At 52.9% G+C, this 22,668-nt stretch carries 22 protein-coding genes; 17 read left to right on the forward strand and 5 right to left on the reverse strand.

Translation table 11 applies throughout. The features are described from left to right. Nucleotides 1-30 precede the first annotated feature (30 nt). From cobT to GDA54_04265, 3 genes are all read left to right on the forward strand, one after another. Nucleotides 31-1,068, forward strand: coding sequence for a nicotinate-nucleotide--dimethylbenzimidazole phosphoribosyltransferase (gene cobT, locus GDA54_04255; protein MBC6497514.1), 1,038 nt, complete (start codon nucleotides 31-33; stop codon nucleotides 1,066-1,068). Nucleotides 1,069-1,099: 31 nt separating this feature from the next. Continuing rightward, a complete protein-coding gene (locus GDA54_04260; GenBank protein MBC6497515.1) occupies nucleotides 1,100-1,522 on the forward strand; it encodes a DUF2141 domain-containing protein in 423 nt (140 codons plus the stop codon). A gap of 61 nt (nucleotides 1,523-1,583) precedes the next feature. Continuing rightward, nucleotides 1,584-2,081: a DUF2141 domain-containing protein gene (locus GDA54_04265; protein ID MBC6497516.1), complete on the forward strand. Its 498-nt coding sequence runs from the start codon at nucleotides 1,584-1,586 to the stop codon at nucleotides 2,079-2,081. Between the two features lie 33 nt (nucleotides 2,082-2,114). On the opposite strand, the gene GDA54_04270 is transcribed toward GDA54_04265, so the two are convergent. After that, nucleotides 2,115-3,041, reverse strand: a complete 927-nt coding sequence (locus GDA54_04270; GenBank protein ID MBC6497517.1) for a TIGR01459 family HAD-type hydrolase — start codon at nucleotides 3,039-3,041, stop codon at nucleotides 2,115-2,117. A 118-nt stretch (nucleotides 3,042-3,159) separates the two neighbouring features. Here GDA54_04270 and ispG point away from each other — a divergent pair, with 118 nt between their 5' ends. The 6 genes from ispG (at nucleotide 3,160) to GDA54_04300 (ending at nucleotide 11,002) form a co-directional block, all read left to right on the forward strand. Next, nucleotides 3,160-4,311 (forward strand): flavodoxin-dependent (E)-4-hydroxy-3-methylbut-2-enyl-diphosphate synthase, encoded by a 1,152-nt coding sequence (gene ispG, locus GDA54_04275; protein ID MBC6497518.1) that lies wholly within the window; start codon nucleotides 3,160-3,162, stop codon nucleotides 4,309-4,311. Between the two features lie 15 nt (nucleotides 4,312-4,326). Continuing rightward, nucleotides 4,327-5,637, forward strand: a complete 1,311-nt coding sequence (locus GDA54_04280) for a histidine--tRNA ligase (GenBank protein ID MBC6497519.1) — start codon at nucleotides 4,327-4,329, stop codon at nucleotides 5,635-5,637. After that, on the forward strand, nucleotides 5,634-6,728 hold the full coding sequence (prfA, locus tag GDA54_04285) for a peptide chain release factor 1 (protein MBC6497520.1): 1,095 nt from the start codon (nucleotides 5,634-5,636) through the stop codon (nucleotides 6,726-6,728). Before GDA54_04280 ends, prfA begins: the two co-directional genes overlap by 4 nt. Continuing rightward, on the forward strand, nucleotides 6,718-7,647 hold the full coding sequence (locus tag GDA54_04290) for a peptide chain release factor N(5)-glutamine methyltransferase (protein MBC6497521.1): 930 nt from the start codon (nucleotides 6,718-6,720) through the stop codon (nucleotides 7,645-7,647). Before prfA ends, GDA54_04290 begins: the two co-directional genes overlap by 11 nt. Before the next feature lie 204 nt (nucleotides 7,648-7,851). Beyond that, nucleotides 7,852-8,196, forward strand: coding sequence for a DUF4167 domain-containing protein (locus tag GDA54_04295; protein ID MBC6497522.1), 345 nt, complete (start codon nucleotides 7,852-7,854; stop codon nucleotides 8,194-8,196). A 139-nt stretch (nucleotides 8,197-8,335) separates the two neighbouring features. Further along, entirely contained in the window at nucleotides 8,336-11,002 is a 2,667-nt protein-coding gene (locus GDA54_04300) for an AAA family ATPase (GenBank protein ID MBC6497523.1), read from the forward strand. A gap of 8 nt (nucleotides 11,003-11,010) precedes the next feature. Here the strand turns inward: GDA54_04300 and GDA54_04305 are convergent, their stop codons facing one another. Next, nucleotides 11,011-12,387 (reverse strand): peptidoglycan DD-metalloendopeptidase family protein, encoded by a 1,377-nt coding sequence (locus tag GDA54_04305; protein MBC6497524.1) that lies wholly within the window; start codon nucleotides 12,385-12,387, stop codon nucleotides 11,011-11,013. Nucleotides 12,388-12,583: 196 nt separating this feature from the next. On the opposite strand from GDA54_04305, the gene GDA54_04310 reads away from it, so the two are divergent. Next, the gene (locus GDA54_04310; GenBank protein ID MBC6497525.1) at nucleotides 12,584-13,690 is read left to right on the forward strand and encodes an MBL fold metallo-hydrolase; all 1,107 of its coding nucleotides are present in this window, start codon (nucleotides 12,584-12,586) and stop codon (nucleotides 13,688-13,690) included. Here the strand turns inward: GDA54_04310 and GDA54_04315 are convergent. Together GDA54_04315 and GDA54_04320 are read right to left on the reverse strand one after the other, a co-directional pair. Further along, on the reverse strand, nucleotides 13,674-13,982 hold the full coding sequence (locus GDA54_04315; protein ID MBC6497526.1) for a cell division protein ZapA: 309 nt from the start codon (nucleotides 13,980-13,982) through the stop codon (nucleotides 13,674-13,676). The genes GDA54_04310 and GDA54_04315 overlap by 17 nt on opposite strands. After that, the gene (locus tag GDA54_04320; protein ID MBC6497527.1) at nucleotides 13,975-14,319 is read right to left on the reverse strand and encodes a hypothetical protein; all 345 of its coding nucleotides are present in this window, start codon (nucleotides 14,317-14,319) and stop codon (nucleotides 13,975-13,977) included. Before GDA54_04320 ends, GDA54_04315 begins: the two co-directional genes overlap by 8 nt. A 2-nt stretch (nucleotides 14,320-14,321) precedes the next feature. Between GDA54_04320 and GDA54_04325 the strand changes: the two genes are divergently transcribed. Continuing rightward, nucleotides 14,322-15,041 carry an N-acetylmuramoyl-L-alanine amidase gene (locus tag GDA54_04325; protein MBC6497528.1) on the forward strand — a complete coding sequence of 240 codons (720 nt, stop codon included), beginning with the start codon at nucleotides 14,322-14,324 and terminating at the stop codon, nucleotides 15,039-15,041. An 18-nt stretch (nucleotides 15,042-15,059) separates the two neighbouring features. Here the strand turns inward: GDA54_04325 and GDA54_04330 are convergent, their stop codons facing one another. Continuing rightward, nucleotides 15,060-15,515, reverse strand: coding sequence for a nucleoside deaminase (locus GDA54_04330; GenBank protein MBC6497529.1), 456 nt, complete (start codon nucleotides 15,513-15,515; stop codon nucleotides 15,060-15,062). A 75-nt stretch (nucleotides 15,516-15,590) separates the two neighbouring features. Here GDA54_04330 and GDA54_04335 point away from each other — a divergent pair, with 75 nt between their 5' ends. From GDA54_04335 to msrP, 6 genes are all read left to right on the forward strand, one after another. Next, complete coding sequence (locus tag GDA54_04335) at nucleotides 15,591-16,361, forward strand: gamma-glutamyl-gamma-aminobutyrate hydrolase family protein (GenBank protein MBC6497530.1); 771 nt, start codon at nucleotides 15,591-15,593, stop codon at nucleotides 16,359-16,361. Next, nucleotides 16,336-17,157 (forward strand): rRNA pseudouridine synthase, encoded by an 822-nt coding sequence (locus tag GDA54_04340; GenBank protein MBC6497531.1) that lies wholly within the window; start codon nucleotides 16,336-16,338, stop codon nucleotides 17,155-17,157. Before GDA54_04335 ends, GDA54_04340 begins: the two co-directional genes overlap by 26 nt. A 3-nt stretch (nucleotides 17,158-17,160) precedes the next feature. Beyond that, nucleotides 17,161-17,754, forward strand: coding sequence for an RsmD family RNA methyltransferase (locus tag GDA54_04345; protein ID MBC6497532.1), 594 nt, complete (start codon nucleotides 17,161-17,163; stop codon nucleotides 17,752-17,754). 63 nt (nucleotides 17,755-17,817) lie between these two features. Continuing rightward, the gene (tldD, locus tag GDA54_04350; GenBank protein MBC6497533.1) at nucleotides 17,818-19,278 is read left to right on the forward strand and encodes a metalloprotease TldD; all 1,461 of its coding nucleotides are present in this window, start codon (nucleotides 17,818-17,820) and stop codon (nucleotides 19,276-19,278) included. A 57-nt stretch (nucleotides 19,279-19,335) separates the two neighbouring features. After that, nucleotides 19,336-21,510 (forward strand): methylmalonyl-CoA mutase, encoded by a 2,175-nt coding sequence (scpA, locus tag GDA54_04355; protein ID MBC6497534.1) that lies wholly within the window; start codon nucleotides 19,336-19,338, stop codon nucleotides 21,508-21,510. A gap of 13 nt (nucleotides 21,511-21,523) precedes the next feature. Continuing rightward, nucleotides 21,524-22,636 (forward strand): protein-methionine-sulfoxide reductase catalytic subunit MsrP, encoded by a 1,113-nt coding sequence (gene msrP / locus GDA54_04360; GenBank protein MBC6497535.1) that lies wholly within the window; start codon nucleotides 21,524-21,526, stop codon nucleotides 22,634-22,636. The last annotated feature ends 32 nt before the right edge of the window (nucleotides 22,637-22,668 follow it).

Consider the following 22,668-nt stretch of genomic DNA (forward strand, 5'->3'; position numbering starts at 1 on the left):
CAGACATAAGAGGCGCGTGCCGTGACGGCGATAGCAGAGTGGGACTCTTTCCTCGATATTGAGGCATTGTTACGGGATGTGCCTTCTTTTGATACGTCTTATGCCTCAGCGGCGCGTCGTCATAATGACTCCCTCACCAAGCCTCAAGGCGCTCTTGGGCGCTTAGAGACGCTTGCCTGTTGGCTTGCTGGCTGGCAACAGAGGACGTATCCCAAGGCGGCAACCCTTTTTGCCCGTGTGTATGCGGGAAACCATGGGGTGACCGTACACTCTGTGTCAGCTTATCCCAGTGCTGTCACAAAAGAAATGGTGGCCCATTTTAAAAAGGGGGGTGGTGCTGTCAGTCAATTGAGCGCGCTCCATGGCGTGTCCCTCACCATCCATGAGATGTCTCTCGACACGCCAACCCAAGACATCACATGCGGGCAGGCGATGGACGAAGAGTCCTGTCTTGCGGCGTTACGTTACGGGTTCGACTCTGTGACGGGTGAGGAGGACATTCTTGCCATTGGTGAAATGGGGATAGGCAATACGACATGCGCCTCCGCCTTGTGCTGTGCCTTATTTGGGGGTGATGTGGCCGATTGGGTTGGGGCTGGCACTGGTCTTGAGGGGAAAGAGAGGAAGCACAAAGTCCATATCATCGAGACAGCGCTTGCCTATCATCACAGCGCCCTTGCGCGCAAGAATGCGCGCAAGAATGTATGGCATTGCCTCTGTGCTGTGGGTGGGTATGAAGTGGCGGCGATGGTGGGCGCGTTAATAGCGGCGCGTCGGCGACGCATTCCTGTCATATTGGATGGTTTTGTCTGTTGTGCTGCTGCGTCATGCTTGTTTGCCTATGACCATGACCTTTTGAGTCATTGTTGGGCGGGACATCTCTCTTATGAGAAAGGACATAAGCGTCTCTTAGACCTACTGGGCTTATCGCCCTTATTATCTCTCGATATGCGTTTAGGAGAGGCGAGTGGCGCTGTCCTTGCTTTAGGCATTGTCCGTGCCGCTGTTATGTGCCATAATGGCATGGACTCTTTTCACGATGCATCTGTCAGTGACAAGACGTCATAACAGGCCATATCAACCATCTAGGGTGCGTGTCATGAATCTACGTTTTCTGCTATGTCATTATGTTGCCTTGATTGTTCTTGTGGGTGAGGCGTATGCCACAGACTCTGTGCCTTCTTCCTCGCCATACCCTGTGGATGGCGAGTCGGCGCAACTGCATGTCCTTGTCAAAGGCATACGCGATGAAGGGGGCTCTCTTACCTTGGATATTCCGTCTGTCAAGAGCGATGGGGCGCGTTTCAAGGAACTTCCCGCTGGCTATTACGCCATTGCCCTTTACCATGATAAGAACGATAACGGCGAATTAGATACGAACATCTTCGGAATTCCTGAGGAGTCCTATGGCTTTAGTCGCAATGCCGAACCTCTTTTTTCTTCTCCTTCCTTTAAGGAGGCGGCTTTTCGCTTGAGGGCGGGGCAAAATTTACGTCTTGTCATCGATATGCAACCTTTCTAAATTGTCAACAAAGAGCATGCAAAGACATGCCATATAAGATAAGAAGGTGAGAGGAGGGTGTATGATGGTCATAGAGCAAGGGGGACGCAGGAGGACGATGATGAGAGCAAGCAACAATGTGATGGTTGGGGGGACGATGGTGTTGGCAGGTCTTTTATGGGCGACCTGTGGCTGGGCGGGGCAAATTCGTTTGGTTGTGGAGGATTTACGCAGTCAAAAAGGGGCGGTGAGTCTGGCGCTGTACAATAATGCCGATGAATTCCCTGAAGGGGAGACGTTGCGTGAGCACAGAGTGGCGGTGAAGGACATTCCAAAGGGGGGGATTGTCTTTAAGAATTTGGTAAACGGGTGGTATGCCATTGCGCTCTATCATGACGAGAACGGCAATGACGAGTTTGACACGTCCTTTATTGGTTTGCCCTTAGAGAATTTTGGCTTTAGTCGCAATGTGAAGCCTTTTTTATCAGCGCCTCCCTTTGCCCATGCTTCTTTCGAAGTCAAGCCAGGGGTGCGTTCGGTGGCTGTTGTCCGCATGCAGACATTCTCTTTTGGGGACTAGGCTCTTTTGGGGACTAGGCTCTTTCGGATTGGCTCACCATGCCAGTTGCGTCATGACGTAATGCGGGGTGGGTGGTGTCTGGGCGAGTTGGGCAAGATAGGCGTCATCGATGCTGTTGCCTATGGGCGCTTTGTGGAGTCCACTGAGCACAAGGACACTATGGATGGCGTAAGAGTCAGCGCCAGCAATATCGGTGGTGAGGGAGTCGCCTAAGGCGAGGATACGTTGTTTTGGGATGGGTTCGTGGTGGCGTTCATTGATCCGTTTGTGGGCCATGGCGTAGATGGATGGGTATGGCTTGCCGTGATAGGACACGACACCTCCTCTTTGGCGGTAAGAGCGGGCGAGGGCGCCAGCACAGAGCACCCGCTTTGTGCCTCTGATGACATCGATATCGGGGTTGAGGCATATCATGGGTTTCTTCTGACGCAAGCCTTGTTCTAAAATAGCGTGATAGGCATGGAGGTCATGATGGTCGCCTCCCTGAAGGTCGCTCCCCTGAAGGTCGCCCCATGGACCGCTATTGAGGATAAAGCTGCATGCATCGATAGAGCGGACGGGTTTTTGCGGGAGTCCTTCGAACATATTATGGTCTCTTTCAGGGCCTATATGGTAAAAGTTCTTTCCCCACTGGCCATAGGGGGCGTCCTTATCGTTTCGTGTCAAGGCATGCCATGCTTCTTCGCCGGACGAGATGACGCCATCATGGAGTGCGTCTGCCATGCCCATATGGCGGAGTTGGGCGGCGATGGCATAGGCGCGGCGGGGGGCATTCGAGATAAAGACGAGCCTTTTTTTATGGTCTTGCCACTGGCGTAACGCATGGAGAACATGGGGGAAGAGGGCAACCCCATTGTGTGCGACACCCCATAGGTCGCAGAACAGGGCATCATAGTCATTCACCAGACAGCTGATGCCATGAATGTGCGAGGGAGGGGACGTAGAATTCGAAGTCGACATAGGCGGTTGCAAACCTTAAATAAAAGACATATGGTGGGGACAAGGTGAGTCGTCCCTTTATAGCGAAGAGGGGGGCATTTGTCTGTGATAAATCTGGAGCATTCTGAGGAACATCATCATGAGCAGTATACGACCATGGCGTGATATTGAGAGACGCAAGAGCAAGAAGATTCACGTGGGCACTGTTGCCGTTGGTGGTGATGCGCCGATCACTGTCCAGTCCATGACGAACAGTTTGACGACTGACATCAAGGCGACCATTCGTCAAATTCGTCAATTGGAGGTGGCGGGCGCTGATATGGTGCGTGTGTCATGTCCCGATGAAGAGTCGAGCCTTGCGTTGAAAGAGATTGTGCCTGAAGTGACGGTGCCTATCATTGCCGATATTCACTTTCACTACAAGCGCGCCATCGAGGCTGCCTCCTCTGGTGCTTCTTGTTTGCGAATCAATCCGGGCAACATTGGAAGTGCCGAACGGGTGCGCGAGGTTGTCAAGGCGGCAAAAGACCATGGCTGTTCTATGCGTATTGGTGTCAATGCGGGCAGTCTCGAGCGCGACTTGCTAGAGAAATATGGCGAGCCATGTCCCGATGCGATGGTGGAGTCGGCATTGCGTCATATCCGCATATTGGAAGATAACGACTTCTTTGACTTCAAGATTAGCTGTAAAGCCTCTGATGTGTTTTTGGCGGTGGCGGCGTACTATGCTGTGGCCGACGCATGCGCTTATCCTCTGCATTTGGGGATTACGGAGGCTGGCGGCTTGATGAGTGGCACGGTCAAATCATCTATCGGTTTAGGCTCTTTGTTATGGGCGGGCATTGGCGACACCATTCGTGTTTCTCTCTCTGCTGACCCAGTCGAGGAGATAAAAGTGGGATTCGACATCCTCAAGAGCCTCAATCTGCGTCATCGTGGTGTCAATGTTATTTCTTGCCCGTCATGTGCCAGACAGCAATTCGATGTGATTCCCACCGTCCAAGAGTTAGAGCAACGTTTGAGTCATATCAGCACGCCTATGACATTGTCGGTGATTGGTTGTGTTGTCAATGGGCCGGGCGAGGCGCGAGAGACAGACATTGGCTTCACAGGTGGCGGGAGCGGTCACCAAGTCTATTTGAATGGGGAAAAACACCATATTTTGCGTGAGGGTAACATCATCGACCATCTTGTGGAGCTTGTGGAACGCAAGGCGGAAGAGCTACAGGCACAAGAACGAAAGGAGAAAGCTGCGCGTGCCCAATCCGTTGCGGATAATGTCGTGTCGTAAGTATTTCGTGCTGTGATGATGGCACAACAAGCGGTGCGTGGCACCCAAGACCTTTTACCGCATACGTATCGACAGCATCTTCACATGATGGAGGTGATTCAGCGAGTCGCCGACAATTATGGTTATGAACCGATGGCGACGCCTTTCATTGAACAGCGTTCTGTTTTTGTCCGCACGCTTGGTGATGGCTCTGATGTCGTCATGAAGGAAATGTATCATGTGGTGGGGGGAAGCGCCTCTCAGGAGGACGAGCATCGCGACATGTTGGCGTTGCGTCCCGAAGGGACAGCTGCTGTGATGCGCGCCTTTATCAATCATGGACAGCATTTATCTCTTCCTGTGAAGTGGTTTTATCGTGGTGCTATGTTTCGCTATGAGCGTCCTCAGAAAGGGCGGTGGCGGCAATTTCATCAGGCGGGCGTCGAGGCATTGGGGAGTGCGTCGCCAGACATGGATGTGGAGGTGATGGCGTGTGCTTGGGATGTGCTGAGGGCGTTGGATGTGGGTGATGTGGGTGTGACTCTCGAAGTGAATACGCTTGGTGATGACGAGAGCAAGCAACGTTGGCGGGATGCGCTCTATGCCTATTTTTCTCGTTACGAGAAAGAACTGTCGCCTTTATCACAGCAACGCCTCAGGCGTAATCCTTTGCGTATCCTTGACTCTAAGGAAAAGCAGGATGAGAAGTTCAAGGCCGAAGCGCCTCTCGTGCGCGCTTACCTTAGTCCAGAGTCACAGCGTTTCTTTCACCATGTCTGTGAAGGGCTCACCCATCTTGGCATTCCCTATCGTCATCACGAGTCTTTGGTGCGGGGTTTGGATTATTATCGGCACACGGCTTTCGAGATTGTTACCGACCATGTGGGGAGTCACAATGCTCTTTTGGCGGGCGGGCGTTATGATGGGCTGGCTGAAACGTTGGGCGGTAAGAAGACGCCGGGGATAGGATGGGCATGCGGTATCGAACGTCTCGCTTTGCTCTCGAAGACGATGTACAAGAAGGCGCCGTCGGTGGCGGTGATAGCGAGCCATGAGGATTATGGGCGGGAGGCGTTGGCTCTTGCGTGTTTCCTACGCGGGCATGGGGTTAAGGTGGATTATGGTTTTAAACCACAATTACGCAAGGGGTTACAGCGCGCTGATAAAATGTCTTGTTGTGCGGCATGTTTATTGGGCGAGGAGGAAATGAAGGGGCGTGATGTCATTGTGCGGAATTTACGTGATGGCGCGCAAGAGCGTGTGGCGCGAGACCAGTTGGTGACATATCTCAGGGCGACATATCCCTCCAGTGTTTGGCGTGGTGCGAGGACGAGGACTATGTCATGACGGCACAAGAGGAGAAGTGGCAGCGCCATGTGAAGGAGGTTGTGGCGCGTCACCAGCAACTTCAAGAAGACATGGCGCGCTCTGTCCATGACCAAGAACGTTATCAGGCGTTATCCCGTGACTATGCGTCCACGAAGGAGGCTGTGTCATGCATAGAGGCGATGGAGAAGACGCAGAAGCAACTGGAGTCGGCGCGCATGGTGCTAGAAGAGCATGCCGATGATGAGGCGTTGCGCGCCTTAGCCCATGAGGATGTGGAGCGTCTTACTCGTCTTCATAAGGAACAGCGTCAGCGTTTGCGTCGCCTTATGCTCTCAGGCGACAAAAATGACGGACGGGATGTTCTGCTCGAGGTGAGGGCGGGAACGGGAGGCGACGAAGCCTCTCTTTTTGCTGGCGATTTATTGCGTATGTATCAGCGTTATGCTGACATGGTGGGATGGTCGTGGCGCGTCTACTCGATGGACGAGGGCAATATAGGCGGGATTAAGGAAGCATGTATGAAGATAGAGGGGCGTGATGTTTATCGTCAGCTGAAATATGAATCGGGGACTCATCGTGTTCAGCGTATTCCTCAGACAGAATCATCGGGGCGCATTCACACGTCAGCGGCGACGGTTGCTGTTCTTCCTGAGATGGGCGAGGTTGATATTGCTCTTGACCCGCAAGATGTGCGTATCGATCGCTATCGCTCTTCGGGGCCCGGCGGGCAATCGGTGAACACGACTGATAGTGCCGTGCGGATAACGCATAAGCCGTCTGGCATTGTTGTGCAGTGTCAAGACGAGAAGTCGCAACATAGGAATCGAGCGCGGGCGATGGCTGTGTTGCGCGCTCGTCTCTATGATTTTCAGCGTCAGCAACATCATGCCCAGCAAAATAAGGAGAGACAGCAACAGATAGGGAGCGGCGACCGCTCTCAGCGCATACGCACCTATAATTTCCCGCAAGGGCGCGTGACAGACCATCGTATCGGCTTGAGTGTGCACCATATTGACAGCATTATGGCGGGGACGGGCATAGCCACCCTTATAGAGGCGTTGCAGGCATGGGATGAGGAACAGCAGTGGAACAAGGCTTATGACGACTAACACGTCACACAGAGCGCTAGACGACGCCACAGAGGTGAGTGTTGATGATGGTCTCTCGATGGTGGCGGCATGGCTCAAAGAGGCGCATATCGAACAGCCCTTCAGGGAGGCGCGCTTGCTGATGGGTTTGTGTTTGGATATGCCGATGGAGCGTGTTTTTTGTATGGGAGATATGCCTTTACCTTCCTCTATGTGGGGTGCGTTAGAGGTTTTAGCGCAGAGACGTTGTGCGGGGGAATCGTATGCGCGCCTCAAGGGTGAGAAAGAATTTTGGAGTCTCACATTTGCCATCAACGCCCACACGTTAGAGCCTCGTCCCGATAGTGAAAGTTTGGTTGAGGCGGCATTGCGTCATGCCCATCCAGAGACGCGCCTTGTCCTTGATATAGGCACGGGGAGTGGTTGTCTGTTAGCGGCTTTTTTACATGAGAGAGCGCAAACATATGGCTATGGCGTCGATATATCCTTTGGTGCGTGTCTTATGGCGCGGGCGAATTGGCACAGATTGGGATTGGCACATCGAGCGACTGCCCTCTGTGGTCATTGGGGACATGGGTGGGGGACAAGGCAATGCGATGTTATATTCTGTAACCCCCCCTATGTGACACACCATGCCTATAGGCGTGCGGATTTTGCGCGTTTCGAACCACGTTGCGCCCTCGATGGCGGTGAGGACGGCTTGGATGCCTATCGTTCTCTTCTTCCTTCCCTTGTTGATGTGTTATCGGTGCGAGGCGTGCTTATTCTCGAAATTGGTGATGGCTATGCTCCTCTTGTTGCTTCCTTGATAAGGCCTGTTGGGCTATGTGTCGTGGCTTACGCCTATGACCTCAGTGGAAAGATACGAGGCTTGGTGATGAGGAACCACAGAAAATACATGTTGAAAAGGAAACAAAGCCATGCCATAGTGACACCATAAGAGGGCATAGGGCAAGGGGGGAGCAAGGGGGCAGAGTAGAGGGGGGCAGAAGCGGCAGGCATAGCATACATGGGTTGAGGGAGGTTGGGTGTATGGCGGGGAAGGGAGCAAGGCTAGGGGTGTGGGTTAGAGGGCAACAGGGGCTTCGTCCATTGTCGCGCATGAGCCGTTATGGGTTAATTCTTTAAAATTGTGAAGGGCATTATGAGACCTTATTCATCTTCATATGCGTCGAACACGCAGAAACGTAGTCGCTATTCTCGTTCCAATGGGCAGAGAAAGTGGAACGCTGGCACAACGGTGGAGAGCCATGGGCCTGACGTCAAGGTGCGTGGCACGATAGCGCAGATCGCCGAACGCTATTTGTCATTGGCGCGTGAGACCGCCAATACAGACAGGGTGAAGGCAGAAAACTACTACCAGCATGCCGAGCATTATTTGCGCCTTGCGCGCCGTGCTGAGACGGATAAAGGGCATTATCGTCGCAAATTTCCCCAGACGTCACAGCGTGTCGCTGTTGCGCCACCAGATAGGGAAGTATCGGCATAACAACTCTTTTTTTCTTTCCTCTCTGTATTATATGCATAGAGGGCGTGTTGCCATAGAGCGTGTCATAGAGGGGCATGGCGCGATGATGGTTGCGCGGGGGGCGACGACATATCCACCTTAGGACGGAGAGACATTAATAATGGAGCGTTATAACTTTACGGAGAAGGCACTTGCCAGCATTCAGTCTGCTGAGAAGATGGCGCGTCATGGCGCCCATGCTGTCATAACGCCGACCCATGTGCTCCATGGCATGTTGGAGTCTGCCCATGAGACGATCATTCCTCTGTGGCGTCAGGCGGGCGGTGATGGTGCTTCCCTACAGGAAGAGGTGAGAAAGCGTTTGGCGGATATGCCTCAAGTGCAAGAGGCGTCGCCATTGCGTGCGGATGACGATGTGGGGCGTCTTTTCGAAGGGGCGAGGACACGAGCGCGCCATTGGGGGGATGCATTCATCAGCGTCGATACGCTTTTTTTGTCTCTTGTTTTGGAGGATAAGACGCCCCTTGGTGTCATGTTGCGAGAACAGCAAGGCGTTTCCTTGTCGCAGCTGGAACAAGGCGTGAAAAATCTACGTAAAAATGCCTCTGTGCAGTCCTCTCATGGCGAGGACATGTATCAAGCCCTAGAGAAATATGCTGTGGATATGACGCAAAAGGCGCGAGAGCAGAAGCTTGACCCCGTCATTGGCAGAGAGGAGGAGATTCGTCGCACCATTCAGGTTCTTTTGCGCCGCACCAAGAACAATCCCGTGTTGATAGGGGCGCCGGGTGTTGGCAAGACGGCTGTTGTCGAAGGCATCGCCCAACGTGTCGTCTCAGAGGATGTGCCTGATGGTTTGAAGGGGCGTCGTGTGATGGCCTTAGACTTAGCGCTTCTCATGGCGGGCGCGCGTTATCAAGGGGATTTTGAGGAGCGTCTCAAGGCTGTCCTACGGGAAGTAGATGAAGCAAAGGGGGAGGTCTTGTTGTTTATTGATGAGATTCATACATTGGCGGTGGCGGGCAAGACATCTGGTTCTGTGGGTGCTGCCGATATGCTCAAACCTGCTTTGGCGCGTGGGACGTTGCGTTGTATTGGCGCGACCACCCTCGATGAATACCGTCAGCACATGGAGAAGGATCCCGCACTAGCACGGCGCTTCCAGCCGGTCTATGTGGAGGAGCCATCTGTGGAAGAGAGTATTTCTATTTTACGCGGTTTGAAAGAGAAGTATGAACTACACCATGCGGTGCATATCACCGATGGGGCGTTGGTGGCGGCCGCTAAAATGGCGAAGCGTTATATCAGCGGGCGTTTTCTTCCAGACAAGGCGATAGACCTTGTAGATGAGGCGGCGGCGCGTATGCGCATGTCCCTCGATTCGAAACCAGAGCCTCTCGACAAGGTTGAACGCGCCATCATGACTCTGAAGATAGAGGAAGCAGCATTGAAGAAAGAAACGGGCCATGAGACACAGGAACGTCTGAGCAAGATTACCCAAGAATTGACGTCCCTCGAGGCTGAGGCGGCATCGCTCCAAGAGACGTGGCGTGAAGAAAAGCGCGCCCTTTCTTTCGTCCAAGATGTGAAAGCGAAGATCGAACGCGCAAAAGGCGACCTAGAGGTGGCAGAACGGCAAGGCGACTATGATAGGGCGGGCAAGTTGCGCTATGCGACGATTCCCGCCTATCAAAAAGACTTGGAAGAAGAGGAGAAAAAACGCGCATCCGCCCAAGGCATGCTCCATGAGAGCATCACAGAAGCCGACATTGCCACTGTCGTGTCTCGTTGGACGGGCATTCCTGTGGATAAAATGATACAAAGTAGCGACCATCAGCGTCTTTTGGGGATGGAGAAGGAGCTCTCAGCGCGTGTCGTGGGACAAGACCATGCGGTGTTAGCCGTGAGCGAAGCGGTGCGTCGTAGTCGGGCGGGCCTGCAAGACGGGACACGTCCGACGGGTTCTTTCATGTTTTTGGGACCGAGCGGTGTGGGGAAAACGGAGCTGTCGAAGGCATTAGCCTCTTTTCTGTTCGATGATGAGCATGCTCTCTTGCGTCTCGATATGTCAGAATATATGGAGAAGCATAACGTCTCGCGTATGGTGGGCGCGCCTCCCGGCTATGTTGGCTATGAACAAGGCGGCGCCTTGAGTGAGGCTGTGCGTCGGCGTCCTTATCAAGTGATTCTCTTCGATGAGATAGAGAAAGCCCATAGTGATGTCTTCGATATTCTCCTCCAGCTGTTGGATGACGGGCGTATGACTGATGGACAGGGACGCACCGTCGATTTCCGCCACACCTTGATTATTATGACGTCTAATCTGGGCAGTGATGTCTATGCGCGCTCTTCTGAGCGGAGCGCGTTGACGCATGATGAGAGGGATGACGTCATGGCGCGCGTCCGCGCGCACTTTAAGCCAGAATTTTTGAATCGTCTTGATGATATTATTTTGTTCCATGCCCTCAAGCCTGATGTCATGGAGACTATCGTGTCTGTGCGCCTTGAGGCGTTAGCGGCGTTGTTGCGTGAGCGTGAATTAATGCTGGACGTTGATGAGTCGGCAGCGACATGGCTTGCCCACCATGGGTATGATGAAGCCTATGGAGCAAGGCCTCTTAATCGCCTTATCGAAAAGCATATCAAAAGCCCGCTGGCGTCATTGCTGTTACGCGAGGAACGTCCCCCTGTTGGTGCAACCGTCAAGGTATCGGGAAAGAAGGGGGGAGAAGAGCGTCATCAAGGGCAACAAGGCTTGACGGTCTCCATCACACAAGGGGCCGACGAGATTGTGGGTGAGGCAAGGAACGTCGATAAGGTTGCCTGATATGACTCTCACTCGCTCCCGCCGAGGGCGAGAGAGGCGATAGTATCGAGGGTGTCATATTCTTGGTTATAGGCGGTGATAAGGTTTTGGAATCGACGTAGTTCATCTCCTTGCAGTCTGTCTGTGCTGGGGAGAGACAAGAGGAGGGGGTTGATATTGCCATGGTAGCGTTGGACTTCATAATGAAGATGGGGCCCTGTGGAGTAGCCTGTATTTCCCACATAGCCAATGACTTGCCCTTGCTTGACGTTTATTCCGGGTTCGATATCGATGGCAAAGCCGCTGAGATGGGCATAGAGTGTGCTGTAGGCAGCGTTATGTTTTATCTTAATGTAGTTGCCCGGATATTCCTTTGATGTTGCCTCGACGACGACGCCATCTCCAGCGGCGAAGACGGGCGTGCCGACAGGCGCTGCGAAATCGACACCTTTGTGAAGACGCGTATAGCCGACGATGGGATCTTTACGGATTCCGAAGGACGATGAGATATAGGCGCCGTTGAGCGGTGTGCGTGAGAGAGATTTCACGACACTCTCTCCTGACGTTTTGTAAAAGGGGAGAAACTCTCGAGACGAGTCGAATCGGTAGATGGCGATATTTTTTTCTTCTGTTTGTAGTTTTGCCGTCATCAATTGTGTTTCGATGATGCTGTTGGTGTCGCGGTCTCGTATGATGTCGTATGTCAGTTGAAAGTTGTTTCCTCTTTGTATTTCCCGTTGGAAATCGATATCGTAGCTGAGGGCGGCAATCGCTTCTTCGGTGACAGAAGCGGGAACATGTTCTTGGCGTAGGCTACGGACGAAGCTACGATAGATAGAGCCTTCGGCGCGATAGCGCGTGCGGGTTGTATGGGCGGTGCGTTTATAGGCTCGGTAGTCGCCATTGTTGAGCCTTGCCACGCCTACTCTTTGTTTTCCCTCGATGGTAAGTTCGACTCGGTGAGGATAGACGATGTCCCCAGCGGCATTAATGGCAAAGACGATATTGATGCTGCTTCCCGCCTTGAGTTTCTGTATGTGGAAGACGGGACGTAGACGCTTGATGATGAGGTCGGCTGTGGCGCTGTCGACATCGTTATGATGGAGAATCCCATAGAGGTTGTCGCCATAGCGGGTTGTGATAATGCGCATGCGAGCGTTAGAGCGTTTAATGGTGGAGAAACGTCCATCCTCCTCGCCTTCATACGCCGCATGGCGGGCGTTGAACAGCTGTCCCGCCTCATGGTGGCTATGGACAAGGGACGCGCGCGGAGGGAGCGATTCATAGGCATGGGACGGGAGAGGGAGAGGCGCATCTTGCCGTTGGAAGACCGAATAGACGGCAGCGATGACGGCTAAGACAACGAAAAGCCCCCGCTTTTTGATGAAGTGATCGCCCCAAGCCATGCGTGTCTCCCCGTTTGGTTGCCTATCGCGCGAGCACGCTACGTATGCGCGTTGTTTCCCACGTTGTTTTCCTTGCTCCCCATCCCATCGCCCGTTAGAGTAGCACAGAGGTCAGAGGCATGCAAGGGATAAATTCTTGCGAACAATGTGTCATAAGGCTAGCGGGGGCATAACCTATCAGGATAGAGGATGAACGATGCGTTATATGGTCGTACCATTATTGGGGCTTGTGTTAATGTCTTGTTCTTTGCGTCTTTTTGCGCCAGAGCATATCGAAGGCAAGCCATGGCACCATGTGGAGGGTGGCTTTCGCAATCTTCCCGACTCGCCGCAACGGGGGTCAACCTTTTGGCAGCGGGTCTCCTTTATCGTGCCGCGCCTTTTAGCGTCCCTCACATCGACGACACCAAAGGACACATGGACTCTTGCCCATGTCCCTTCGTCCCATGTGCTGTCGGCAGTGGACGTCAAGGAACAATTGAAGGCTGTGGAAGGAAAGGACAGCCTGACATGGATAGGGCATGCGACATTTCTTGTGCAGTTGGATGGCAAGCGCATTCTCACAGATCCTTTCTTTGCTGAGCGCGCCTCGCCTGTTTCATGGGCGGGTCCCAGACGCCTCATTCCGCCAGCCATTGCCCTTCATGGATTGCCGCCCATCGATATCATGGTTGTGTCCCACAATCACTACGACCATTTATGCGACTGGAGTATCACGCATATGGCGAACAAGGAGTCTATCACCGTTGTTGTTCCCCTAGAGATGGGGGATTTTTTTCGGGAGAGAGGGTATAAGGATGTCATCGAACTTGATTGGTGGGATGACGTGGAGGTGGATGGTATCACCGTCACCATGTTGCCGGCTGTGCATTGGTCGAGGCGTGGGCTGTTCGATGGCAACGAGATGTTATGGGCGTCTTTTGCTTTAGCGGGAAAGACTCATGTGGTGTATCATAGTGGCGATAGTGATAAACATCCCACATTGTTTCGCCAGATTGCTCAACGTATGGGCTCTTGCGACATTGGCATTATGGCGATAGGGGCTTATCTTCCTCGTGCCGTGATGCGTGGCTCTCACATGACGCCGCGCACAGCTGTGCAGATGGGACAAGAATTAGGGTGCAACGCTCTTGTTGGCCAACATTGGGGGACGATACGTCTGGGACAGGAGACACTCACCCAACCTGAAGACAATTTCTTCAAAGCCGCTGACGAGCTAGGACAAGCTGTGGTGGATATGGCCATAGGGAGGACGATTCCCCTCGACAGGCCGCCTGTGCGCCCCCTCAGGGAGAATTTTTAACCACATGCTGTAGTGCCTCGATGGTATGGGTTGCTTTCTCGAGACGTCTGGTGAGCTGTTCAATATCCTGTGGTGTGAGAGATGATGTCTCCATGAGCGCCTTTTTTTCATCAAGAATCATCAAGCCCGCCATGATAAGGAGCAGACTATCCTCAGCATGGGGAAATTGGCGGGCGAAGATGGCGACCTTGTCATTGAGAAGAGCGCCTAATTGGCGGACATGGTCTTCTTCGCCGTCGGTACATGCGATGGTATAATCGGCTTTGTTGATTGTGAGGATAATCTTACCCATCGAGGCGTGTGAGCAGTTGTTTGATGGCGTTGATGGCGTGGGTCAAGTGGAGGGATGCTTGTGTGTGGCGCTTGCATAATGTCTGGTAACGTCTCTTCCATGTCGTGTGGGCGTCGTCTTCTTCTTGTGTCTGTGCGGTGTTGTCGGGCGTTTGCTGTCTTGTGTCGGTGTGATGGTCTTTTGTTTTTCGTTGCTGTAGGATGGCGCGCGTCTCTTCGAGACGTTGTTCCAGAGCATCCATACGGGCAAAGAGCGTCTGTCGTTGGTCAAGAGTCATCGCATGGGGATGGAGAGAGGTTAAACAGAGGAGAACGTCAATTTTAAGCCCTATGGACATATATGGACATATACCATTCTCCTAATCAGCGTCGTCGGGCGGGGACTGGCAAGCCTTGGCTTCTTATTTTTCACTATACGGCACTTCCATCCTATGAGGAAGCCTTGTCTCGTCTGTGCGATGAGGAGGCATGCGTGAGCAGTCACTATCTGGTGGATAGGGATGGGCATGTGACGTCTCTTGTGGCGGAGGATGCTTGTGCCTATCATGCTGGTGAGAGTTGCTGGCATGGGGAGCGCGCCATCAACGATGTCTCTATCGGCATTGAGTTGGTGAATATGGGCTATCGTGATGGCTATCCTTCTTATCCCTCAAGGCAGATAGAGACGCTCTGTCGTCTCTCACAAGGTATTATGAAGCGTTGGCGTATCATGCCATGCCATTGTGTGGGGCATAGTGATGTGGCGCCCATGCGCAAAGATGACCCGGGGCATCGTTTCCCATGGCGTTTTCTTGCGGAGAGAGGCATCGGCGTTGTCCCGTCACAACGGGAGGAACGCCATGCGCGAGAGGGACGTGGTATCCCTCTCGACATGGCACAACGTCAGAGGACAGAAAATGTCCTACGACATGTTGGTTATGCTGTCGATCTCTATGACATGTCGTCTGTGGTGACGGCCTTTCAACGGCATTTTCGCGCTCAATGCGTGGACGGTCTTTTGGACCGAGAATGTGCCATGTTGGCAGAGAGCTTGGCATCAACATCTTTGCCGCCACCATAATCTTTATCTTTTCCATCTTTACCTTTTTTGGGCAAAAAACATGTCCAGCATGGTTTGACAGCGTCTCTCTTCGATACCGCCGTATATTTCTAGCCTGTTGTTTGGATAGGAGAGATAGGCGTTGGCGCGTTCGGGATGGCGCGTATCATAAGCGCCAAAATAGAGACGTTGCAGACGGGCAAAGCATATGGCGGTAAAGCACATAGGGCATGGCGCTAAGGTGACGAACATAGAGCATTGATAGAGGTATCGGCTTTGTCGGGTGCGACATGCATGCTGAATGGCGAGCATTTCACAATGGGCTGTGGGGTCATGGCATTGGCGGTTGCGGTTATGACATTGGGCGATGGGCGTCCCGTTCTTATCAAGGATGACACATCCTATGGGGACTTCCCCTTGTTGGTTGGCGATGGCGGCTTGCGTCAAGGCAAGATCCATGGCGGCATAGATTGAGAGAGGTTTCTCGTTCGTCATAGGGCGACTATCCATGACGTGATAAAAGGGATATGATGGTGGGGCATTCTCTATCGTTTTGTGGTTTTGCTGGCGATGAAAGAAAAAAGGACAAAGCAACCGCTCATTGGCGTCACGATGGATGGTGAGACGACACCATCACCGCCCACCAAGCCATTTTACATGGTGCGCCATAATTATTGCGCATGTCTTGCGGAATGTGGCGCTGTTCCTGTCATGATGCCTTATGGGATGGCGCATGTACAGGCGTATGCGTCCCTGTTGGATGGCCTTTTGGTGACGGGTGGCGATTTTGACATTGAGCCCACACTTTATACGACATCTTGTCGCCATCCTAGCGTGCAGACCCATCCCCTACGCACACGATTCGAATATGCCCTTGTTCGTGCCATGAGAGAACGTTCGAAGTCTGTTTTTGGTATCTGTGGCGGCATGCAATTGCTCAATGTTGTCGGTGGTGGCACACTTATACAGCATATTCCCGATGCTGTGGAGACAGCGATTGCCCATGAGCAACCCAATCCTCGGGACGAAGTAGGACATCGGGTTTTTCTCGAGTCACAGAGTGTTTTACGCACGTGGGTTGGCAAGGACAGGATGGACGTGAATTCGGCACATCATCAGGCGGTAGAGCATGTCGCCCCCGGCATGTGTATCAGTGCCAGAGCGGATGACGGCATCATCGAAGCTATCGAGGACGAGGATAGGCAGAAGCGAGGTTTTTGTTTTGCTGTGCAGTGGCATCCCGAATATCGGGTGGATGATAAGGACATGCTCTTGTTTAAGGAATTTGTCGCGCATGTATCATCCTATGCCCCATATGCCCCATATACCCCACGGCGTTGAGGGGGACAAGCCCATGCGTCTTGCTCACATGATTGCCCAAAGAGGGTTATGTTCCCGTAGATTGGCGGAGCAATGGATTATAGAGGGACGCGTTCTCTTTCGTGGTAAGCCTATCACCGACGTCGCCTTCCAACCGCCATCCGATGCGGATATTATCGTCAATGGCATGCCTCTGCCAGAGCCTATGCCCATGCGTCTTTTTGCCTGTTACAAGCCACAGCGTGTCCTCACAACGACCCGTGACCCACAAGGGAGGCGTTGCCTTTTTGACATGCTCGCTCCCCATTATGGGCGTCTGGGCGTGCGGCGCCTGATGGCGGTGGGACGTTTGGATTATATGTCTGAGGGACTCTTATTGCTGACGAATGATGGGCGCTTGGCGCGTTTCTTGGAACACCCAACCCATGGGCTTGTGCGTCACTATCTTGTGTGCGTACGTGGTCGTCTGTTAGAGCGGGCGTCCCGTGCGATGAGGAAAGGGGCTATGGTGCAAGGCTTTCATTATCGTCCTATCTTCGTTGAGCCTTGTCGTTCTGTCTCGTCCCTTCTTCCGCCTTATGTCGTGATGGGACGCCAACGTGAAGGGACGCAATGGCTCTCGGCGCGCCTCAGTGAGGGGAAAAATCGAGAACTACGTAACGTCCTTGCCCATTGGCATATGCCTGTTGTGCGTTTGATTCGCGTGGCGTTTGGTGGTGTGTCTCTGCCTAAGAAGAAGATGCCTGTCTTGTGGGAAATTCCCCAAGCTGTCTGGCACCACATGACATCGCCCGTGGACGTCTGTGGGAGTCAGTGAGGCATGAAGCAACGGCTGCTCAGAGGGACGTATCGGGGGCGTGTCATCGATAGTTTATCCCAGAAGGTGACACGCTCGATGACCATGCGTGGACGCAAGACCTTGTTGGACCTGCTGTTTCATAGCGCTGTGGGACGTTCCCATGCGTCATGCTGGCATGAGTGTGTTGTCCTCGATGGTTTTTGTGGCAGTGGGGCGTTGGGGATTGAGTCTCTCTCTATGGGATGTCTTTCTGTGTCTTTTATCGACCTTGATTCTGTGGCGCTGATGACGACACGCAACAACATTGCGTCTTTACGTCTCGACTCCCGTGCGCGGTGTCTCTGTCATGATATGACGTCTTTACCTCGTCGTTGGCGTGCCTATCCATCCCACCATGTGTTTTTTCTCACGCCTCCGTGGCATGGGGACATGGCGTATGATGCTTTATGCTGTCTTGATACGGGGCGATGGCTTCACCGCCATGCGTTAGGCATGGTCGAGACGGCGCGTCAGGAGGATGATGTCTCTGTCCCTTCCGCGTACCATGTGGTGCGGCGGCATGCATGTGGCGACCATGTGTTCACCTTTATGCGTTATTGTGGTATAGAGTCGTGAGAGGGGATGACGACCATGCGTTTGGAGGCCATGATGGGAAAATCGGGACATTGTTCTTCGGGGGTGAGTGACTCTCTTTGTGACAGGATTTTTTTTGCGTCTGGGGACGTGACGCGTGATGCCTTGCAGGGATATGCCCAAGAGGGATTGTGTCGTGCGGATGATGGCGATATTTTTTTAGAGCATCACATCTCTGAACGTTTCGTGTGGGAGAATGGGCGTCTCAAGGATGGTTCGTATGATACGAAGCGTGGTTTTGGCATGCGCGGTTTGATAGGTGAGGCATCAGCCCTTGCCTATAGTAGTGTCATTGACGATGCGTCTTTTCAACAGGCGTCTTCTTCTGTGGCGTCAGCCTTAGGGCGTTCTCAGCGTGTTGCTGGTGCGGTGTCGTCAGAGTCTTCCTCACGAGGCATGGAGGGGGCTCTTATGTCGCCTTTGTATGCTTCTATTAATCCTCTTGATGGGTATTCCTTCGAGGAGAAGTTGGCGCTCTTGCAGAAGGTAGAGGCATATGTGCGAGAGCGCGCGCCTCATGCCGTCCATGTCCTTGTCATGCTCACGGGCTCTTTCCAAGCGGTAGAGATTGTGCGTCTGTCAGAGGGGCGTTGTTGCGATGTGCGTCCTTTGGTGCGTATGAATGTGCAAGTCGGTTTGCGTCAAGGGCGTCATGTGGAGACGGGCGTCTATGGGATGGGCGGACGCATGGGGTATGACGATTTTTTCAAAGAAGCGTCGTGGCATGTGGCTGCCGACGAGGCCATACGCCATGCCCACGTTCTGTTCGATGCCAAGCCAGCGCCCGTTGGCGAGATGGATGTCGTGCTAGCGTCTGGCTGGCCTGGTATCCTCCTCCATGAGGCCATAGGCCATGGGCTAGAGGGGGATTTTAACCGAAAAAAGACAGCCGCATTCTCTGAGTTGATGGGACAGCCCATTGCGTCTCGAGGGGTGACTGTGGTCGATGATGGCACATGTCCCCATAGACGTGGCTCTTTACGCTATGATGATGAAGGCACGCCCAGTCAGTGTACGACTCTCATAGAGGATGGCATTCTTGTCAATTACATGCATGACAGGCTCAATGGTCGTTTGATGGGCACATCATCCACAGGGAATGGACGGCGCGAAAGTTACGCCCACAACGTGATGCCGCGCATGACGAACACCTATATGCTCAACGGCCATTATCCTCAGGCTGAGATGATCGAGTCGGTGGCGCATGGGATTTATGCGGTGAATTTCAGTGGCGGACAAGTGGATATTACATCGGGTAAGTTTGTCTTTTCCACGTCAGAGGCCTATCATATCGAGAAGGGTAAGATCACCTCACCCGTGAAAGGCGCGACGCTCATCGGCAATGGGCCTGATGCCTTAACACGTATTACGATGGTGGGTGATGATTTGGCCCTCGATAAGGGGATAGGCACATGTGGCAAGGAAGGGCAGAGGGTGCCTGTAGGCGTCGGACAGCCGTCCTTACGAATCGCCAACATCACCGTGGGGGGAGAAGGGGCGGCATAGACATTCAAGGGACATCGAGACGTGGCAAAGAAACAGAAACATCATGACAAGCGCGCCATAGATGGTTGGCAACAAGGCGATAGGCAACGTTGGCATGACAAGGCAGAGAAAGAGCTACGTGGTCGTTCCATCGATGATATGGCGTGGCACACGGCAGATGGTTTCACGCTCAAGCCTCTTTACGACAAGGATGATGTGCGTGATATTCCCTATCTTGGCAGTTTTCCGGGTTTCCCGCCTTTTTTGCGCGGCCCTCGGGCAACGATGTATCCCAACAAGCCATGGACGATTCGCCAATATGCGGGCTTTTCTACGGCAGAGGAGTCGAACGCCTTTTATCGCCATAACTTGAAACAAGGCGTCACTGGTCTGTCTGTTGCTTTTGATTTAGCGACCCATCGTGGCTATGATTCCGACCATGCGCGGGTTGTGGCTGATGTGGGTAAAGCGGGTGTTGCCATTGACTCTGTGGAAGATATGAAGCGTCTTTTTGACGGCATTCCCTTAGACAAAATGAGCGTCTCTATGACGATGAATGGCGCTGTTTTGCCTGTTTTAGCCTCTTTTGTCGTTGCCGCTGAGGAGCAAGGTGTGAAACAAGAGGCTCTCTCAGGGACCATTCAAAATGATATTTTGAAAGAATTCATGGTGCGTAATACGTTTATTTTTCCTCCAGCGCCGAGCATGCGTATTGTTGCCGATGTCATCGACTATACGGCAAAACGCATGCCGCGTTTTAATTCCATCTCTATATCGGGTTACCATATGCAAGAGGCAGGGGCGACTCCCTTGCAGGAGCTCGCCTATACCCTTGCTGATGGTTTGGAATATGTGCGCTGTGCGGTGAAGCGTGGTTTAGATGTTGATTCATTCGCCCCGCGTCTTTCTTTTTTCTTTGCCATTGGCATGAATTTTTTCATGGAGGTGGCTAAGTTGCGTGCGGCTCGTGTGTTGTGGGCGGAACTCATGGGGCAATTTGCGCCAAAGGACGAGCGTAGTCTCACATTACGCACCCATTGCCAGACGTCAGGCGTGTCTTTAACAGAGCAAGACCCCTACAATAATGTGGTGCGCACGACCATCGAGGCTATGGCGGCTGTGTTAGGAGGGACGCAATCATTGCACACGAATTCTTTTGATGAGGCGCTCTCTCTTCCCACGGCCTTCTCGTCTCGTATTGCTCGCAACACCCAATTGATTATGCAGGAGGAGGCAGGCATGGCGCGTGTCATCGACCCCTTTGGGGGTTCATATTTCATGGAGAGCACGACCCATACTCTTGTGCAGAAGGCGCGTCTTCTCATCGAGGAGGTAGAGGACATAGGAGGCATGACGAAGGCTGTCGAGCAGGGACTTCCTAAAAGACGTATCGAGGAATCCTCAGCGCGCCGACAAGCGCGAGTCGACCAAGGCAAAGAGGTTATTGTCGGTGTCAATAAATATCAGTGTGATGATGAAGGCGTTATCGATATACGGGATATCGATAATCATAAAGTCTTAGCGCTACAAAAGGCGCAGCTAGACAATTTACGTAAAACCCGCGATGCGTCACAAGTGCAACGAGCGCTGGACGCGTTGCGTCTGGCGGCGTCGTCTCAGGAGACGACTTTTGCCACGAATTTGCTTGCTCTCACCATCGAGGCGATGCGTTGTCGGGCGACGGTGGGTGAGGTGACACACGTCCTCGAGGGCGTCTATCAACGCTATCAGCCACATCACCGCACGATACAGGGTGTGTATGCGTCTTCTCGTCATGGCGACAAGGAATTCGATGCCTTGCGCGAGAAATTGCAACATTTTGCCCATAAGCAAGGGCGTCCGCCTCGTCTCTTTGTCGTCAAAATGGGGCAGGACGGCCATGATAGGGGAGCGCATCTCATTGCGACCGCCTTTGCCGATATGGGATTCGATGTGGATATAGGCGCTCTCTTTCAGACGCCTCAAGAAGTCTGTCGCCAAGCCATCGATAATGATTCTCAAATTATTGGTGTCTCTAGCTTGGCCGCAGGACACAAAACATTAGTGCCCATGCTCATAGAGGAGTTGAAGAAACACAAGGCGGATGATATTATTGTTGTCTGTGGAGGCATTATTCCCCCTCAGGATTATGCGTTCCTTTATGATGTCGGTGTAGCAGAAATTTTTGGACCGGGCACCAATGTTGCAGACGCCGCCAGTAAGATTATCGATGTCTTGGACAAGCAAAGCACAAAGTTGAATCTCAACGCATAAGGAGGATTGTGAGATGGCAAAGGAAAAAGAGCATAACGTTACGTCAGAATCAGTCTATAAGGCGCGTCGGCGTTTTATTGCCGCATCGGCAGTCGTATCGGGCGGGTTGTTCCTTGCGGGACGTTATGGGGTGACACCCGCACCACAACAAGGAGACGGGGGCGAGGGTATGATGGATGGAGGGGCTGGACAACAAGCGTATTCTGTAGATGTAGACGTAGACAAGGGACAAGGACAACAGGGGACAGGAGAGGTTCGTCATGAGACGGGGCATGGTCATGGGTCAGCCTTACGGGAGAACCTGCAACGCCATAAGAAGAGCGCGCGCTACATCGAGAGCGCGCGCGACAAGGTAACGCCTTTGGACATCGCCATCAATTACAACAACTTTTATGAATTTGGGACGGACAAGACAGATCCTGCGCGCCATGCCCATCAGATGACACTCGAGCCATGGGCTGTGCAGATCGATGGGCTGTGTCATCACCCAGGCACCTATAGTCTTGATGATATTGTCCGTCCCCATGCCTTAGAGGAGCGTATTTATCGTCTCAGATGTGTGGAGGCCTGGTCTATGGTGATTCCATGGATTGGTTTCGAGATGAACCAGCTCATTAAACGGGTAGAGCCAATGGCGTCGGCGCGCTATGTGGCCATGCAAACGCTCTATCGTCCTGAGGAAATGCCTCAGCAGAGGAGTCTGTTTAGTGTCATCGAGTATCCCTATGTGGAAGGGTTGCGTTTGGATGAAGCCATGCATCCCCTCACCTTTGTCACCGTTGGCATGTATGGGCGGCGGCTTTATCCACAGAATGGTGCGCCCATCAAGGTTGTCGTGCCATGGAAATATGGTTTTAAGAGCCCAAAATCGATTGTTCGTATCACATTCACGGAAGACCAGCCTGCGACGACGTGGAATAAGCAATCGGCTCGGGAATATGGCTTTTACAGCAATGTCAATCCGCAACGTAGCCATCCGCGGTGGTCTCAGAGTTCTGAACGTCGTTTTACTGACGCCAGTGGCTTGTTCAATACGAAGCGTATCGAGACATTGATGTTCAACGGCTATGGCGAGGAGGTTGCCAGTCTCTACACAGGCATGGACCTCATAGGCCGTTACTATTAATCTCAGAACGATTAATCTCAGAGGAGGAAAAG

It is taken from the genome of Alphaproteobacteria bacterium GM7ARS4 (assembly GCA_014332745.1).
Lineage (GTDB): Bacteria > Pseudomonadota > Alphaproteobacteria > GM7ARS4 > GM7ARS4 > GM7ARS4.